Source organism: Pontibacter arcticus (assembly GCF_003284895.1).
In the GTDB taxonomy this organism is placed as follows: Bacteria; Bacteroidota; Bacteroidia; order Cytophagales; family Hymenobacteraceae; genus Pontibacter; species Pontibacter arcticus.
The window spans coordinates 304,291-321,858 of record NZ_QMDV01000004.1 but is presented as its reverse complement, the minus strand read 5'-3'; the positions used below and the strand labels follow the sequence as shown (position 1 = coordinate 321,858).

Sequence of the window (17,568 nt, the reverse complement as noted above, 5' to 3'; positions counted from 1 at the left end):
ACTGCACGTTATACTTACGCTGCATACTTTTTACCTTTACTTTTTTAAGTCGCGCTGCCTATTAAACTATGATCAATTACAACCCTAAAGACTGGTTTATTTTTATTTTCAGATTCAGCAAAGCAGATACGTTCAGAAGGTTGCTTCCGCTGATGATCGCGGTCAGTATCTACGCTGGCCTTATTGCTTATTTCGAGCTCAATTATTTAAATGCGGGCCAGGCTGAGTACATCCGGCATGTTGGGCTGATGCATGGCGTACTAGGTTTTGTAATTTCGTTGCTGCTTGTTTTCCGGACCAACACCGCCTACGACCGCTGGTGGGAAGGCCGTAAAATATGGGGCGGCATCACCAACAGCTCGCGCAACCTGGCCATTAAACTACAGGCCATCACCATCGACCCCGACGACAGGAGATTTTTCAGGTTGATGGTTCCGAACTATTGTTTTGCTTTAAAAAATATGCTCCGCGAGAACGAGGATTTCAGTGAGCTCGACCCCGTACTCGACTTGAAAAAGGAGCGCCATTTGCCCAACCAACTCGCTGCCGCCCTTTACACCAGGCTGAATTATATGCAGGCCGAAGGCCGTTGCAATACCGCGCAGATGCTGGTGCTGAGCGAAGAAATTAAAGCCCTGACAGAATATTGCGGCGCCTGCGAGCGCATCAAAAACACGCCTATTCCTTTTACTTACAGCGTCTTTATCAAGAAGTTTATTTTCTTTTATGTGATGACGCTGCCTTTTGGCTGGGTGTTCAGTATGGGCTATTTTATCATACCGGTGGTGGTGCTTATACTTTACGCACTGGCCAGCCTGGAGCTGATCGCGGAAGAAATTGAAAATCCTTTCGGAACCGATGCCAACGACCTGCCCATCGACCAGATCTGCCACAACATCCGCAAACACATCGACGAACTACTGAGCTAAACCGGCCATAAACAAAGCCTCCCAAAGTATAAATCTTAGTTTATACTTTGGGAGGCTTTGTTTATGATAAAGTATGATGCTGTTATTTCAGGTGAACTTTAAAAACGGAGCCTACATTTAACTCGCTATCAAATTCTATTTTGCCGTCGCAGTTTTCTACGATGCGCTTTACAATAGCCAGGCCCAGCCCGGTGCCGTCTACGTGGGTGTGCAGGCGCTTAAACATCCCGAAAACCTTTTCCTGGTCTTGCTTCCGGAGGCCCAGCCCGTTATCCTGCACCGCTAAAACTGTGCATCCATCCGCCATCGATGTAGAGATGACTATATGCGGTTTACGATCCGGGTGGCTATACTTAAGCGAGTTCGAGATCAGGTTATATAGTATGCTGCGCAGGTTTTTCCGGGAAAATAAAATCTCAGGCGCTCCCGAAAAATCATCTATAATAGTCGCATCATACTCTTCAATCAGGTTTCTGATATTGAGCTTCACATCTTCCAGCAACTCTTTAAAGTTGATCTGGTCTTTGCCCGCAGCGTAGTCGTATTGTATCTTGGCGATGTCCGTTAAATCGGAAATGGTATCTTTAAAACGGCCCACCGAATTGGTGATCATCCCGATTATATGCGTTGCCTCTTTCAGGTCCGGGGTATTTTCCTGTAGGGTTTCGTTTAACGCCGTAATCAGGCCTTCGATGTTGTTGATGGGCGCTTTTAGGTCGTGGGATGCCGTGTACACAAAGGTATCCAGGTCTTTGTTAACGCGGGTAAGTTCTTTGGTACGTTCCTCTACCCGTTGTTCTAACTGCTGGTTGGCTTCCAGGGTAAGTTTGTATACTTTCTCCAGTTCTTTTTTCTGAAGGTAAAACTTAACGAAGGCCGCTACTTTTGCTTTGGTGATGTACGGGTGCAGGGGCTTGAACAGGAAATCGACAGCACCGGCCTCAAAGCCTTCAATCACGTGGGCGTCCTGCTCGTTTATAGCCGTCACAAACACTATCGGAATATCTCTTGTCTTGGAAATATCGCGCAGGTAACGGGCTACTTCATACCCGTTCATGCCGGGCATCTGCACATCCAGCAAAATAAGGGCAAGTTCTTCCTGTAGCGCAATTCTCAGGGCTTCTTCACCGGAGTTAGCAAACAGGTACGTAATATTTTCATCATCCGTCGAAAGCAGACTTTCCAGGCTGATCAGGTTTTCGGCCTTATCATCTACCAGCAGAATTTTTACCGGATGAAGCTCAGAAGCAGGCGCAAAAGATTTACATTGTTCGTCAGTAATCATGTAAGGAAAGTAAAATGGCTTTTATCTGCTCTAAATTCGTTACACTTGTTTAATTGGCTTAATCAGAAAATAGCTGAGCTATGCTTGTAAAGTACAGGTTGCCCAAAGATATGATTTTAAACCGAACTCTTGTTTCAGACTATACTTTAATACGATTTACCGGCTAGTTTATTTTGCGGTAAATGCGTTGTTCCTTATCCACGAAGTTATAAAGCCTGCTGAAAGGAGACATACTAAGCGATTCTTTTTTGCCTAGTCCCAGATACCCCAGACTTACCAGGCTCTGATCAAATAAAGCATACACACGTTCCTGTAACTCCCTGTTAAAATAGATCAGCACGTTGCGGCACAGGATCAAATGAAACTCATTAAAAGACGAATCGGTGGCCAGGTTATGCGGATAAAACACCACATTTTTGAGCAGCGATGCATGGAATTTTACATTGCCGTAATTGCTGCTGTAATAACTCGAAAACTCCTGTTTGCCCCCTGCTGCGTAGTAAGCCGCCGTATACGTTGGCATTTGCGCAGCCGGGTAAATACCTTCTTTGGCCTGTTTGAGCACTTTCTGGTTGATATCGGTGGCGTAAATCTTGGTTCTGTTCAGCAGGCCTTCTTCTTCCAGCAAAATAGCCAGCGAGATCAGTTCTTCGCCGGTAGAGCAGCCCGCATCCCATATCTTAATAAAAGGGTACGTCGAAAGTATGGGCAGCACATTGGTCCGCAACGACAGAAAAAATTCCGGATCGCGGAACATCTCTGTCACGTTCACAGTCACTTCCTGCAGAAAATTCTCAAAAAAGTAGCTGTCCTGAAACAGGTTGGTGCGCAGCTCTGCTATACTTGCCAGCTCTTTATTTGTTAAAAAACGTTTGATACGCCGGTATACCGAAGCACGTGCATAACCCGAGAAATCGTAGCCATAGGTGGCATGTATCTCTTTGATCAGCGTTTCTGCTTCCTGCTCAAAAAGGAGATCCTTCTTAAGCTTCATATAACCATACCCGCATTAAGGTTAGCAGTTTATCTGTATCTACGGGCTTCGTAATATAATCCGAGGCACCTGCAGCCAGGCATTTTTCCTTGTCTTCTTTCATAGCTTTAGCAGTTAGCGCAATTATAGGCAACTGACTAAAACGCATCTTGCTCCTGATTTGTTTTGTGGCTTCTATGCCATCCATTTCCGGCATCATCACATCCATCAGCACCATATCTATCCCTTTTTCGGTTTCCAGTTTGCGCAGGGCTTCTTCGCCGTTGCTGGCAGTTATTACTTCCATGCCGTGCAGCTCCAGTAAGCTGCTGAGCGAGTAAATGTTACGCACATCATCATCGGCTACCAGCACTTTTTTGCCTTGCAATACTTCTTCGGGTACGTGCAGCTTCATCCGGAACGCGTTGCCCTGCGGCAGCTTCTGGTTTACTTTGTGCAGGAACAATTGTACTTCATCCAGCAGGCGCAGGTAAGAGTATTCGTTTTTAATGATGATGGTGTTGGTAAACTCTTTCAGGCTGGTTTCTTCTTCTTCGCTCAGGTCTTTGCCCGAGTAAATAATGATCGGAATATCAGAAAGGCCTTCGCTCGAACGGATCTTTTTCATCCAGTCGTAGCCTTTCATGCCCGGCAGGTTCAGGTCAAGTATGATACAGTCAACTTTATGTTTGGCCAGCACCTGCTCTGCTTCTTCCGCCGAGAAGGCAGACGTTGATTTCAGGTTATGGGCCAGCAGCAGTTCTGCCACAGCCCTGTTTTCCACCTCATTATCTTCCACAATCAGGATATTCTCGAGCGGCGCTTCCGTTGTTTCCGAGAAGGTTAAAAACGCTTTGTTCAGCATTTCGAGCGTAACCGGTTTGGGCATGTATTCTTCGTTGTCGCTTGCCCCCTGAATTACCTCCTTATCATAAGCCGACATAACGTGCACGTTGGTGGCACGCAGTACTTTGTCTTTTCTTATTTCCTGCAGCACATCCCAGCCCATCATATCCGGCAACTGAATATCAAGGAGCATGGCGTTGGGCTTATGCTGGTGCGCCAGTTCCAAACCGGTTTTACCTGTGTAGGCCTGGTATACTTTAAAGCCTTTCGCGGTTGCAAAATCAGCCAGAATATCGTTAAAGCCTTTGTCGTCTTCCACAATCAGAATCGAAACTTCGGCATTATTCCCGGGCTTCATCTCTGAGATAAGTTGCTGCATGGAGTCCGCTTTATGCTGCGAAGCCACCATGGATGGTTGCGCCAGATTAGGCTTTGCAGGTTGGTTGGAGGCTACACGCGGCAGGTAAACCGTAAACGTGCTGCCTTTGCCCGGTTCGCTTTCCAGCATCAGTTCGCCGCCAAGTATAGCTGCCAGCTCACGGCTGATGGTAAGGCCCAGACCTGTTCCGCCATACTTGCGCGTGGTGGATGTATCGGCTTGCTGGAACGCTTCGAACACCAGGTGCTGCTTATCTGCCGGAATACCAATGCCGGTATCGCGCACCGAAAATGCGATGATATCGGTCTGCTCACGCAAATGTGCGGATGCAAAGTTTGGTTTAGTGGTAACCGGGTAAACAGACAATTCTACTTCGCCGCCATCGCTGGTAAATTTAAGTGCATTGCCAATAAAGTTTTTCAGGATCTGCTCCAGCCTGAACCTGTCTGTGATGATGGTATCGAAGGATGCAGGAATATGGCGCTCGCTGTAACGGATATTCTTCTTAGTGGCTACTTCCCTGAAAATAGGCTCCAACGTAATCGAATCAAGCTTTACTTCATCGGTTTCCAACCGGATCATACCCGATTCTATTTTAGACAGATCCAGTATCTCGTTGATGAGCTTGAGCAGGTCGTTGCCGGATTTGTGGATGATCTGGGCGTGGTCACGCTGTTTGGTAGAAAGCGTATTTTCAGCGTTATCGGCCAGCAACCTCGAAAGTATAAGGATGCTGTTAAGTGGCGTACGCAACTCATGGCTCATGTTAGACAGGAAATCGCTTTTATACTTGCTCACGGTCTCTACCTGCTGTATCTTCAGTTCGATGGCTTCGCGGGCGTCTTCAATTGCCTTGTTTTTATTACGCAGCGCTTCGTACTGTTCTTCCAGCAGCTGTGCTTTCTCTTCCAGCTCGGTATTCTTTTCCTGCAGTTCTTCCTGGTTTACGCGCAGCTCTTCTTCGGATGCCCTTAACTCGGAGTTTACCTGGCGCAGCTCTTCCTGCTGTGTTTCCAGTTCTTCGGCCAGGTTCTGTGTTTCGTAAAGCAGCTCCTGGGTTTGCACATGCGATTTCAATGTATAGATCACCACCGAGATCCGGTCGGAAACTGAATTGAAAAACCGTTGCTGCACTTCATTATACGGCTTGCGTGTACTCAGCTCCAACGCCCCGATGATAGTGTCGGCAAAGTATAACGGAATGATGATGATGGAAGCTGGCGCTATATCGGCCAGGCCCGTTTTGATACGCAGGTACTCATCTGCCACTGCCTCCAATACCTGTATTTTATTATCGCTGACAGCCTGCCCTACCTTGCCTGTACCCAAAGCAAAATGCGGCAACTGTTCTAACGGTTGCTGCACCCCAAAGGCAGCAGCTGGCTCTAGTTTACCAATGTTGTTATGTAAGTATAAAATGCCGGCTTCTGCTCCTGCATAATCACACACAAAGGAGACGATCTTAGTTGTTATACTTTCCAGCGAGTTCTCTCCTCCCACCTGGTTGTTCAGCTCCGAAATGCCGGTTAGTACCCAGTTGCGCTCTTCCGATTCGGTGGTAAAGGTCTGGAGGTTTTCCTTCATACTTTTGATGGAATAGCTCAGGATATCTTCGTCGCTTTGCGGCACAACTTCTACCTCGTAACTGCCTTCGCCGATGGCGCGGGCAACATTGGAAAGTAAAATATTTTTCTCCAGCACACCTCTGAAGGACTCGGCCACGCTCCCAATCTCGTCGGTGCTATCGATATCGATTACCACGTCGGTGGCACCCAGTTTAATGCGGTCGGCAGCTGTTTTTAAGGCAGACAGTGATGTGGCAATAATGCTGATGATGTAGAAGGAAAGCAGTGCCGTTAACCCGATTAAAAGAAACGTAATAACCATCAGAATGAGCAGGTTCTGCTTTTTCTGGTTGCTCTCTGCCTGTACTCTACTTTTAATATCCTTTACCAGATTCCGTTCGGTCTTACGGAAATCTTCTATACCTTTTGTGAATAGATTAAAGGTGGTGGCGGGGTTAAAAGTAGGAAGTTCAATGTTCGGATCTTTCCGGATCTGGTCTATAATATCGGTAACTTGCCGGTAGTTTTCCGATGAGATAGTGGCCTGCATTTCGCTAACGCTCTGCTGGTCGGCAAATTGATAATAACCCTGCAAGGCACGTTCCAGCGACATGATCTGGTTACTGATGGCCGCATAATCACGAACTGTAAAACTGTTATCCTGCAACACCAGCATTAGTAAACTCCGGATGCGGCCTAGCTGTATTTTTGCTTCAGCGAGGTTTTTAAAACTAACCAGTTGCCTGGCAATGGCCGGGTTGGTAATACCCGTTGCATTCGATTCTATTTTATCCAGCAGGCTAAAAACAAGCATGGTAGAATATTCTCTGAACTCCTGTACATTCAGGCTTTTATTATCCAGGTTGCTGCGGTGCTTTTTTAATTCGTTGAGGGCAGCCAGTTCGGGCAGCGACCTGCCAGAGCTAAGCAGAAAAGCTTTCAGGTCATTTTCAGCGGCATCGGTTAAGTTACGTTGCGTTACTGCTTCCAGAATATACTGCCTGTTACCTGCCGCCGCGGCCAGAATGCGCGCTCGTTCCCGCTGAAACGAATGCAGCAGTTCCGATATCTTTTCAGATTCTTCCAGCTGAATTACTTCTTGTTTCAGTAACTCATTTCCCTGCAGCTCAACTCTTATTGTTGAAAAAACAAAATAAATAAGTGGCAGCAGCAACAACGACAGCAGCAGGATCAGCTTATCTCTGATCTTTAAATTCTTGATTATGTTCATTAACTTAAATGGGGAAGCATGTAAAATTGTTACCAGTTTGCAAATTAGGAAAATCAACTTAAAAATTTAGCTGATTCTGGGTTAAGTGCAGGATGGGTTCAGGTTTTACAGGCCAGGATACGAGGGAAACTAGCAGGTAAAGTATAAATCAGGCATTTTAAATAAATACTTCGCTAAAAGAGATACCGGTAACCGATTCATACTGAAGGTGCTGGATGTTTTCAGCAGAAAAAACTTAAATGTAGTTGTTGATGAAAACCCAAGAAAGGGCAGATAGAAAAGTTTAAATTTTAATTTTTTAAAAATTTATCAGCTGCACAACATACTCATTATCAGTATTTAACATAAATAACCTAGACTTTTGTTAATTTATTTTCAACTATTTTACAGAAAGAGATAACCTTTTAAAATCAATCACCGTAAAAAGACACGGCTAAAAGTTGAAAAGTTTTCTAATAAACTGATCATTACAAAAAAGGCTCCTCTACCTGAGGAGCTTTTTTTGTTTTCTATACTTTCCGGTTTCTTTCTTTACACATTCACAACTACCTTCCCAATCGTTTTGCCCCGCTGAAACAAATGGATCGCTTCGTGCATCTGATCAAAAGAAAAAACGTGGCCGATGTGCTGTGGTTTTAGCGCAAGTGCCTGCAATTCGGCGAGGAACTGGTGCATCATATCGGTTTGCTCGTAGAGGTAAATCAAATTAAAACCCATCAGTGATTTGTTTTCGGTGGGCAGGCGCAAGGGATCAATTTTGGGTCTGCGCAGGAACTGCCACACCAGGCGCGGGTAATTGGGTTTTGCACTGTGGCTACTGAAACTTGCGCTACCATACACCACCATCCGGCCCATAGGTGCCATTGTTTCCCATCCTTGTTTCAGAATTTTGCCGCCGATACACTCCATGATAAGCTGCAACGGCCGCTCGCCAAGTATGGCTTTCAGGTTACTTTTGAAGTTGCTATCACGCACCAGCACCGCATCATACTTTTCATCGTGCAGCAGAAAATCTACTTTAGCGGCATTGCCCACCGTACCAATGGTAAAAGCGCCATATTGCTTACAGATCCGGTTTGCCAGAATGCCTACGCCGCCGGCTGCGCTGTGTATCAGCACGGTGCTGTTTTGCTGCAGGTTGCCCAGTTCCGTAAGGGCATAATACGCCGTTAGCCCCTGTACCAGAAAGCCGGCGCCCTCTTCAAAGCTCCACGCATCGGGCAACGGAATAATGTAGCGTTGCGGCAGGTTGATATGCGAAACGTACCCGCCAAATTTGGTAACGCCCATAATCCTGTCGCCGGGCTTGTGGCTTTCCACTTCGCTGCCAACTGCCAAAACCTCACCCGAAAATTCCAGCCCCGGAATAAAAGAGCCGGCGGGTGTGGCGCTGTAAAGGCCCTGCATCGCAAAAATATCTGCAAAATTAAGCCCGATCGCTTTTACGCGCACGCATACTTCGTCTGGCCCCGGCTGCGGCAGCTCTTCGGTCTGCAGTTTCAGATCATTAATAGAGCCGGCTTTGGGCATGCGGTATACCTGGCGTTCGATCATATTTATACTTTGTAACTGGTTTTATACTTATCTACGCACCGCGAATTTATAAATGGTTGTTTCGCGGTACGTGTCGCCGGGCTTTAAAAGTGTACTCGGAAAATTGGGCTTGTTCGGCGAATCCGGGAAGTGCTGCGCTTCGAGGCAGAGGCCGGCATAACGGTTATACGGGCGGTTATCCTTGCCCTTCAGGCTGCCATCCAGGTGGTAAGCAGTGTACAATTGCAGGCCGGGCTGGGTGGTGTGTACTTCCATTACGCGGCCGGTGGTAGGTTCGTAAACCGTGGCGGCATGTACCAGGTCTTCGCCGCCGTTATTGATCACATAGTTCAGGTCGTAGCCGTATCCCTGTAGATTGTCGATGCGCGTGCCAATTGGCTCGGGCGTTGTAAAATCCAGTGGCGTGCCGTGTACAGGTGCCAGCTCTCCGGTCGGGATCAGGTCTTTATCCGGTACGGTATACTTTTCGGCGTTTATCTGAACGATGTTGTTGAGGATATTTTTTTCCTGCCCGGCACTCAAGTCAAAGTAACTGTGGTTGGTCAGGTTTACGGGCGTGGCTTTGTCGGTGGTGGCGGTATAGTCTATCCGTAATCCGTTATCCGGTGTTAAAGTATAGGTTACCACTGCTGTCAGATTTCCGGGGTAGCCTTCCTCCTGATCTTTGCTTACGTAGGTTAACCTGATGGCATTCTGGTCCGGTAAGGTTTCTGCCTGCCAAACTACCCTGTCGAAGCCGATGTTGCCGCCATGCAGGTGGTGGTCGCCGTTATTTGTTGCCAGTTTATATTCCTGGTCCTCAACCGTAAACCTGCCCTTAGCAATGCGGTTGGCATAACGCCCGATAATGCCGCCGATATGCGGATCGTTTGGTATGTACCCCTTCACATTGTTAAAACCCAGCACCACATCGCCCATCCGGTCATTTTTATCCGGCGTGATAACAGAGGTAACGATAGCCCCGAAATTCGTAATTTTAACCACTACGCCTGTGCCATTAGTTAAGGTATAGAGGCTTACCTCCTGCCCGTCGGGTGTAGTTCCGAAAGGCTCTTTGGTGATCTCGGTGGCTGGCTGAATATTTTCGGTTGTCGCGTTTGTCTCCGTGATAACTTCCGGGTTGTTACAACCTGCCAGGTTCATACTTCCTGCAAGCGTAAGCAGCATGAGCGAATTTTTAGTAGCGAATTTTATCATATAAGCTGGATAGGTAGCGTTTTTTAAGTCTGTTTTATAACATAAATTTTCTGCGGAATTTATACTTTATTTCGCAAGTATCAGCGTACTGAAAGCAGGTAGCAGCACCTGATTACCGCTGTGTTCCGGGTTGTTTAACGTATAAAGCACCTTTTTATACTTAGAATGAGCTGCAGGCAGGGCAACACTGGCTGCTTGTGCTGATACATTATGCAACACCAGCACCGACTCATTTCCATGAGACCTCAGAAAAGCACTGATGCTTTTGTCCGGTACCGAAACCGGCGTGATATCTCCGTGCGTCAGGGCGCTGCTGTTATTTCTTAAACTGATCAGAGTTTTGTAATGGTTCAGGATAGAGTTCTGATCTGCTGCCTGCATGGCTACTGGTACCACCGTCTGGTCGGTGCTGTTTACAGGTTGCATCCAGGTTGTGCGGCAATCATCGTTGCCGGCAACATCCCACAAAAACGGTTCTCTGATTTGCTCGTCTGGTTTTTTGCCCGTCATACCGATCTCCTCGCCGTAATAAATGTACGGTGAGCCGGGTAACGTGAACAGCAAGGCTGCGGCTGTTTTCGCTTTGTTTACATCGCTGTTTACTTCGCTCATGATGCGGTTCTGATCGTGGTTGCTCAGGATGGTGGCATCTATAAAAGCGGGGTTAACTTTCTTGTAGGTTTCCAGAATCTGCGCATGTTTGATGGCAAGCGAATCGCCGGTACCATTTTTCAGGGCTCTCAGAAAAGCCCAGCTCATCTCAAAATTAAACAAGGCGGGCAAACCTTTGGTGTAGGGCGCTACAAGATCGGCTTCGGCCCATACTTCGCCTACCAAGTATACATCGGGCTTTACTTTCTGCATTTCGCTTAAAAATTCTTCCCAGAACTGGTGGTTGTCTTCAGGGCGGTCGTCCGGGAAAATATGGCGGGCCGCATCCAGCCTGAACCCATCCACGCCTACTTCCTGCAACCAGTAACGGCCAATTTTGTAAGCTTCCTGGCGCACAACGGGGTTATCAAAATTAAGATCGGGCATGCCTCCCCAGAAGTAGCCAAAATACTTATAATCGCTGCCTGGTACAGGGTGCCAATGGTTTACATTGTACGAATCTGCCCCGGTCGTTTTGCCTTCGCCTTTTGTTTTAGGATCGTCTTTGTGTGCCCAAACGTAGTAATCGCGGTACGGGCTTTTTTCGTCTGCAGCAGCTGCTTTAAACCACGGGTGGCTGTTTCCGGAATGGTTCAGCACCAGGTCGATCACTACTTTTATACCGCGTTTATGGGCTTGTTGCACAAATTCTTTAAAATCTGCCATGGTGCCGTAATCCGGGTGGATGCCGTAATAATCGGTTACATCATACTTGTGGTAAGTCGGCGACGGGCTTATCGGCATCAGCCAGACAGCTTCCACGCCCAGCTCATCCAGGTAATCCAGTTTAGAGGTCATCCCTTTTATATCGCCGATGCCATCGTTATCCGAATCGCAGAAAGACTGTACAAAAATTTCGTAGGTTACGCCGCGCGGCCATTCGCTTGCTTTGGCTTCGGGATGGGTAGTGGTGGCGGTAGGCGCGCTGCAGCCTGCTGTTAAGGCAAGCGCGATGAGGGGTACTAAGGATTTGATGCTATTTTTTTTCATGCAAAGTTCTTTACCAGCTCTAGAGCTATTCAGGAAAGGTAATTTAAAAAATAAACCCGGCAACTTTCCAATTGCCGGGTTTATTTTAGGAATGATCTGTGTTAACTAAGCTGGCTTATTATTTCTTAACGAAGATATAATTATTAGTCAGATCGTTGAACACGATTAAGTAGGAACCTGCCGCAACCTGGAAGTTTTCGCCACCTGTTTTGTTAAACAACTTCTGCTCTTCGCCAATTGGCGCACCCCAGTTGGTACCCCAGTCGCCGGCCACTCTGAATTTCATTTGTACATCCTCTTTAAATGTATACTCAATGCTCCAGTAGTGCGGGTTAAAGTCTGATCTGGTCATCAATACGTCTGAGCCCCATTCGGTAAATGTTCCGATCATACCGATAGACGGGTAAGTAGCCTTGGCACTTGCATCAAAATCAGTTATCGTGTAAGTGTTATTGCGGAGGTCAACTGTTACGGTTTTGTACCCTTCCGTCGCAATCTGAATAGATGCCGGATCAGGATCGCTCTCAGTTTCACGGAAAATAAGTGTATTGTTCTGGCCGCCATACATAGGTGCCCAGCTTCCGCGTTTGCCTAAGAATTTAAAGTAGTCTGCTTTAAACTTACCTGTATAAGTAAACTTAAACAGATCGTTCGGATCGCGAAGCATGGCAATAGCTTTGCTATTATCCCAACCTGCATCTGTAGCGCCACCAACCATATAAAGTGTTTTATAAGGAGGTTCTGTTAAATAAGGCGTAATGTTAAGAATGCTTACATTAGAATAAACCGGTGCAACCAGATCCGAAACAGATGCTTTTACACGCACTTCCACTTCGTTCTCACGGAAAGCCGTTACAGGCATTCTGTTGATCAGCGTGTTAAATTCGCTTACAGTAAACTCCTTTTTTAATACCCCGCTACCCATGGCAGTTTCCAAAGGCGCTGCAAAGTTATTCCCTTTCATATCCAGCTGAAGGGTATAAGTTACGGCAGCCTGGTAAGCAAAATCAGAGGCTGTCCAATTAAGTGCGATGGCCTTGTTCTCCGCCTTATCTTCGGTTAAAACAAGGTTGCTCGCATCCATTGATAGTGCAGGTGCTGTGCCTGCTTTCACAACTACCATGTCTTCGTCCTTTTCGCAGGAGAACAGGAAAAGCGACATGAAACAAAGTATAAATAATCGGTTGTATATAGTTTTCATACAAATATCCTTTAAAATGAAAGTATAAGTATGAGAGCAGTTTATACTTACTGCCCTCATACTTCCTTCTTATTGATTATAACCTGTATTCTGCTTCAGGTTAGGGTTGGCTGTAACATCAGTTGTAGGCAATGGATAAAGTATCCGGAACGCTTCAACTGCTCTGCCATCTTTTACCGCCCCTTTCCATGGCCACAGGTAGCTTCCTTCCACAAACTGCTTGTAGCGGATCAGGTCGGTGCGGCGGTGTGCTTCCCACTTCAGTTCGCGTGCTCTTTCATCCAGGATAAACTGTAATGTTAACTGCGATTGTGTGATGTTGCCGGCCGTTCCGTCGAATGCTCTGGTACGCAATTGGTTTACATAGCCTAACGCCTCTCCTACTGTTCCGCCAGCACCGCCACGCAGTACCGCTTCCGCATACATTAAATAAGCATCAGCTAACCGGAACATTGGGTAATCGGTGTCCGGGTGGTTACCGGTTGGGTCTGAGCCAGCCTGGCCTTGTGCGTTCACGTTTTTATACTTCGTGATCGGGTAACCGTCTGTAAACGTGAACAGATCGTTAATTTCAAGAGACTGTCCGCTTGTCCAGAACATAGCACGCTCGTCTGTATTGCCGGAAACATCCAGGAACAGGTTAACGATGTTTTTGGTAGTGCGCAAACCAGCCCAGCCACCATTTATACCAAATGCTGCAGATGGCATGTTGCCTCCCACCGGCGCATGCACCAGGTAGGTCATCCCACCCCAGGTATTGGTACGCAGGCCATCAAACGTGATCGGGAATATGATCTCTTTTGACTTGTAGTTATCTGTCAGGAACAGGTGCTCGTACTCAGGCTCCAACGTGTAACCAGCATCGATCACTTTTTTAGCATACGTAACGGCATCCGTGTTACGGGCTGTACCAGTATATACTTCAGCATTCAGGTATAACTTGCCCAGCAGCAGCCAGGCAGCAGCCTGGTTGGCACGGCCATAGTTTGTCAGGTTTCCGGGCGCAGCTGGCATCAGTTCGTTCTGTACGGCCAGCAGTTCAGACTCCACATAAGAGAACAACTCCTGGCGGGTAGCCTGTTTCGGAAAGAAAGAACCTACTGCATCTTCCTCTGTTACAAACGGTACGTTGCCATACAGATCCAGGGCATGCCAGTAACTCAGCGCACGCAGGAAACGGGCTTCGGCACGGTAGAATTTCGCTTCAGCCAGGTTGGCATCTGTAATACCACGCTCGCTTAGTTTGGCATCTGTTGTTTCGCGGATAAACTCGTTTGTAAGCGCAACCTGGTAGTAAATACGGTTGTAAAGGTCGCGCAGGAATTCGTTTGCCGGTGTCCAGTCCATGTCATGCAGGTCACGCAGGGTGCCATCGTTCCAGGCGATTACGGCCTCATCTGTGGAAAGCTCCTGTGCCTGCCAGTACTGGCGCAGGTAGTTGGATGCACCTTCATCGCCACCTTTAATATCTGGTCTTCCGACCGGGCCCTGCTGACCAGTTACGGCATAGCCTGCATATAACTTGGCAAGTATCTGCTTATAGTTTGCAAAATCTTTGTACACGTTGGCCGATACCACATCGTACTTCGGCTCAACATCCAGGGTATGGTCGCAAGAGGCTGCTACCAGCGTTACAGCACTTGCCAGGACTATATTTCTTATGAATCTCTTATTCATGTTTCTGTTCCGTAAATATTAAAGTTCGATGTTCAGGCCAAATGTATAGATGCGTGGTCTTGGGTAGAAGTTGTTATCAATACCACCTGCAATCTCCGGATCAAGCCCGTTATACTTCGTGATCACAAAGGCGTTCTGTATACCGGCGTTCAAACGTATTCTAACTTTGTCTTCCGCCATGCTGCCAAAAGCATAGCTCACGTTTATGTTTTCCATGCGCAGGAACGAAGCATTCTCCATGTAGTAATCAGAGAATAGCTGGTAGTTGCGGAAGTTGGTATCCAGTACGTTTGGAGATACGTTGGTCAGGTAATTAGCGAAGCCGAATGCCTGGTAAGCACCGTTATTGGAGTATACGTTGTTATACATATAGTTACCAATGTTACCGCGCATCACGAAGTTGAAGTTAAAGTTACCGTACGTGAAGTCAGAGTTAAAGCCCAAGTATACTCTTGGCTCTGCGTTTTTGTAACGGTACTTATCAGCTTCTGATATAAAGCCGTCTCCGTTCAGGTCAGCATACAGGCCTTCGATCGGCTTGTTATTCTCGTCGTACACCTGCTTGTATACATAAAATGCATCCGGTGCATAGCCAACCGTTCTGATCTGAATGTTATTACCTGTACCGCCTGAAATACCTCCATTAGGATAACCAATAAAGTTTTCATCTTCTATCTTGCTTAGTTTCGTGATCCTGCGTTTTGTATAGGTTCCGTTTACGCCTACGCTCCAGTTAATTTTATCTGTAGAGATGGCCGTGTAGTTCAGAGCGGCTTCAAAACCGTTCGTTTCCATGGTACCCACGTTCGTAACAAGCTGATTTGTTAGGTTTGTACCAGCCGGGAACACTACTTCAGCAAGCAAGTCTTCTGTTTCCTTGAAATAATAATCCAGTGTACCGTTCAGCTTCCCGTTGAAGAATCCAAAGTCAAGACCAGCGTTATATGTTTTTGTTTCTTCCCACTTGATACCGGCGTCATAGCCTTCCGGACGGAATGTAGTATAAAATAATGGGTTACCTTGTGCATCAAAGCCTAACTGGTATTGTGCCGTGTTATCACCTAAAGTATAACGGGCCAAATATGGGAACACGTCATCAAGTATGTCCTGCTGGCCTGTTAAGCCATAACCTAACCGAAGTTTCAGATCAGAAACGACAGACGAGCTGTTAAGGAAATTTTCTTCGCTGATTCTCCAGGCAAATGCCGCCGCCGGGAACGTTCCCCATCTGTTTTCTTCAGCCCATCTGGAAGACCCGTCGCGACGAATGGTAGCCGTGAACAGGTAGCGATCCATCATGGAATAGTTGATTCTTCCGAAGAACGACATCAGGTTATAAGGTATATCGCTAGGCCTGTTTGCTACAAAAAGCTGTTCGCCCCTGGCGTTAAAGATTGGGAACTGCGGGTTCTCCGTTCCAAATTCCTGATAACCATAACCGGCTGTTGCGTCAATTCTGCTTTGCATAAAGCCCAGCTCTTTTACATAGTTCAGGTAAAAGTCGGTTAGCGTGTTCTTTTTCTCCTGTGCGAACTGCGTCACACGACCGCCTTCTACAAAGTTTGGCGCAAAAGTGGCTGGAAAACGAACAGAACCTTCACTCTTGGTATAATCATACCCTAAGTTCAGGTTGGCTCTCAGCTCTGGAAGGAAATGGAATTTATAATCGAACTGGATGTTACCGATGCTTCTTTTCACATCACCGATATCGTTGCGCTGCTCCAGTAAGCTTAGCGGGTTGCGCGTAGCAAGTGTATTAAAAGCGCCTGCCGCATCTGTCCACTGGAAATAACCCCCGAATTTGTTATTAGCATAAACCGGCTGGGTAGGATCGAATGCTACAGCAGCTCCAACAGCGCCTTTATCAGCAAAGCGGCTGTCGGTTAAAGCCCCTTTCAGATTCAGGTTTATTTTGAGGTGGTCGTTCAGGAAAGAAGGACTCAGGCTGATGGAACCGGAAGAACGCTCAAACTTAGAAGTTTTCAGGATACCTTCCTGGCTCAGATGGCCCACTGAAATACGGAATGGCACAAATTTTATAGCACCGCTAAAGCTCAGGTTGTTGTCAGCAGTAAGTGCCGTCTGGAAAATCTCGTTCTGCCAGTTGGTATCGGCAGAGCCCAGCAAGGCAGCCTGTGTTGCTGTACCTTGCTCTGTTACCAGCTGCCGGAATTCGCTTGCAGATAATACATCAACTTTATCGGTTACCTTGGCAACCGAATGCTGCGTACTGAAATTAACGTTCAGTTTATCGCCTACCCTTCCTTTTTTAGTAGTAATAATGATAACGCCGTTGGATGCACGCGAACCGTAAATAGCTGTGGCAGACGCATCTTTCAGTACGTTAAAAGATTCGATATCATTTGGATTGATAAAGTTAAGCGGGTTACCAGCACCGGCAACAGCACTGTTCTCGATCGGCACGCCATCAATCACGATCAATGGATCGTTGCTGGCGTTAAGCGAAGCACCCCCACGGATACGGATACGGCTTCCGGAACCAGGATCGCCACCGTTTGAAGTGATCTGCACACCAGCTACTTTACCCTGGATCAATTGTTCTGGCGTGGTGTTCTGGCCTTTCACAAAATCCTCGGAAGAAACAGATGTTACAGAGCCGGTTACATCACTTTTTCTTTGGGTACCGTAACCAACAATTACTACTTCCTGCAGCGCTTTTGTATCGGTTGCCAACGTTACGTTTACCGATGTTCTGTTACCGATAGCAATTTCCTGGGTAGTATAACCAATAAATGAAAATGAAAGTATGCCACCACTTTCCGGTACAGAAAGCGAATACTCGCCGTTAGCGTTGGTGGATGTACCTGTTGTAGTCCCTTTTAATACGACAGTTACGCCTGGTAACCCGATCCCGGTGTTGTCGGTTACGCGGCCGGTTACGGTTACATTAGCCTGTACGGCAGCTTCAGCTACAAATGCAGGTGCATAGGTTGGGCTGGCAGGGCTGTTGCCATACGCCGACCCGGACATATACAGGCAGCAGAGCGTCACAGTTAAGCTAAAAGTACTTAGCCGTTTTGTAGACTTTTTTTGCATAGGTTTGGTGTTAAGTCTTAAGTTGAATGCTAA

10 protein-coding genes are annotated in these 17,568 nt (G+C 46.9%); 1 reads left to right on the top strand and 9 read right to left on the bottom strand.

Going from position 1 to position 17,568, the window contains the following annotated elements; translation table 11 throughout:
* Positions 1-68 precede the first annotated feature (68 nt).
* Positions 69-929, top strand: a complete 861-nt coding sequence (locus DP923_RS14145; RefSeq protein WP_112306513.1) for a bestrophin family protein — start codon at positions 69-71, stop codon at positions 927-929.
* Positions 930-1,011: 82 nt separating this feature from the next.
* Here DP923_RS14145 and DP923_RS14140 read toward each other — a convergent pair whose 3' ends face one another.
* The 9 genes from DP923_RS14140 to DP923_RS14100 all read right to left on the bottom strand — a co-directional run bounded on the left by DP923_RS14140 (position 1,012) and on the right by DP923_RS14100 (position 17,535).
* A complete protein-coding gene (locus DP923_RS14140; RefSeq protein ID WP_112306512.1) occupies positions 1,012-2,214 on the bottom strand; it encodes a sensor histidine kinase in 1,203 nt (400 codons plus the stop codon).
* 163 nt (positions 2,215-2,377) lie between these two features.
* Positions 2,378-3,208, bottom strand: coding sequence for a CheR family methyltransferase (locus tag DP923_RS14135; protein WP_112306511.1), 831 nt, complete (start codon positions 3,206-3,208; stop codon positions 2,378-2,380).
* Positions 3,198-7,208: a response regulator gene (locus tag DP923_RS14130; protein WP_112306510.1), complete on the bottom strand. Its 4,011-nt coding sequence runs from the start codon at positions 7,206-7,208 to the stop codon at positions 3,198-3,200. The genes DP923_RS14135 and DP923_RS14130 overlap by 11 nt, the downstream gene beginning before the upstream one ends.
* A gap of 531 nt (positions 7,209-7,739) precedes the next feature.
* On the bottom strand, positions 7,740-8,762 hold the full coding sequence (locus DP923_RS14125) for a synaptic vesicle VAT-1 family membrane protein (protein ID WP_112306509.1): 1,023 nt from the start codon (positions 8,760-8,762) through the stop codon (positions 7,740-7,742).
* Between the two features lie 27 nt (positions 8,763-8,789).
* Positions 8,790-9,959 carry an aldose epimerase family protein gene (locus tag DP923_RS14120; RefSeq protein WP_112306508.1) on the bottom strand — a complete coding sequence of 390 codons (1,170 nt, stop codon included), beginning with the start codon at positions 9,957-9,959 and terminating at the stop codon, positions 8,790-8,792.
* A 66-nt stretch (positions 9,960-10,025) separates the two neighbouring features.
* Entirely contained in the window at positions 10,026-11,600 is a 1,575-nt protein-coding gene (locus DP923_RS14115; protein ID WP_112306719.1) for an alpha-amylase family glycosyl hydrolase, read from the bottom strand.
* A gap of 118 nt (positions 11,601-11,718) precedes the next feature.
* Entirely contained in the window at positions 11,719-12,801 is a 1,083-nt protein-coding gene (locus tag DP923_RS14110) for a SusE domain-containing protein (protein ID WP_165838200.1), read from the bottom strand.
* Positions 12,802-12,870: 69 nt separating this feature from the next.
* Complete coding sequence (locus DP923_RS14105) at positions 12,871-14,478, bottom strand: RagB/SusD family nutrient uptake outer membrane protein (protein ID WP_112306506.1); 1,608 nt, start codon at positions 14,476-14,478, stop codon at positions 12,871-12,873.
* 18 nt (positions 14,479-14,496) lie between these two features.
* Complete coding sequence (locus DP923_RS14100; RefSeq protein ID WP_112306505.1) at positions 14,497-17,535, bottom strand: SusC/RagA family TonB-linked outer membrane protein; 3,039 nt, start codon at positions 17,533-17,535, stop codon at positions 14,497-14,499.
* Positions 17,536-17,568 lie beyond the last annotated feature (33 nt).

What these genes read in the sequence shown, in the direction of transcription:
- DP923_RS14140 (WP_112306512.1), bottom strand. Translation starts at nt 2,214, where the DNA reads ATGATTACTGACGAACAATGTAAATCTTTTGCGCCTGCTTCTGAGCTT.
- DP923_RS14105 (WP_112306506.1), bottom strand. Translation starts at nt 14,478, where the DNA reads ATGAATAAGAGATTCATAAGAAATATAGTCCTGGCAAGTGCTGTAACG.
- DP923_RS14110 (WP_165838200.1), bottom strand. Translation starts at nt 12,801, where the DNA reads ATGAAAACTATATACAACCGATTATTTATACTTTGTTTCATGTCGCTT.
- DP923_RS14130 (WP_112306510.1), bottom strand. Translation starts at nt 7,208, where the DNA reads ATGAACATAATCAAGAATTTAAAGATCAGAGATAAGCTGATCCTGCTG.
- DP923_RS14120 (WP_112306508.1), bottom strand. Translation starts at nt 9,959, where the DNA reads ATGATAAAATTCGCTACTAAAAATTCGCTCATGCTGCTTACGCTTGCA.
- DP923_RS14135 (WP_112306511.1), bottom strand. Translation starts at nt 3,208, where the DNA reads ATGAAGCTTAAGAAGGATCTCCTTTTTGAGCAGGAAGCAGAAACGCTG.
- DP923_RS14125 (WP_112306509.1), bottom strand. Translation starts at nt 8,762, where the DNA reads ATGATCGAACGCCAGGTATACCGCATGCCCAAAGCCGGCTCTATTAAT.
- DP923_RS14100 (WP_112306505.1), bottom strand. Translation starts at nt 17,535, where the DNA reads ATGCAAAAAAAGTCTACAAAACGGCTAAGTACTTTTAGCTTAACTGTG.
- DP923_RS14115 (WP_112306719.1), bottom strand. Translation starts at nt 11,600, where the DNA reads ATGAAAAAAAATAGCATCAAATCCTTAGTACCCCTCATCGCGCTTGCC.
- DP923_RS14145 (WP_112306513.1), top strand. Translation starts at nt 69, where the DNA reads ATGATCAATTACAACCCTAAAGACTGGTTTATTTTTATTTTCAGATTC.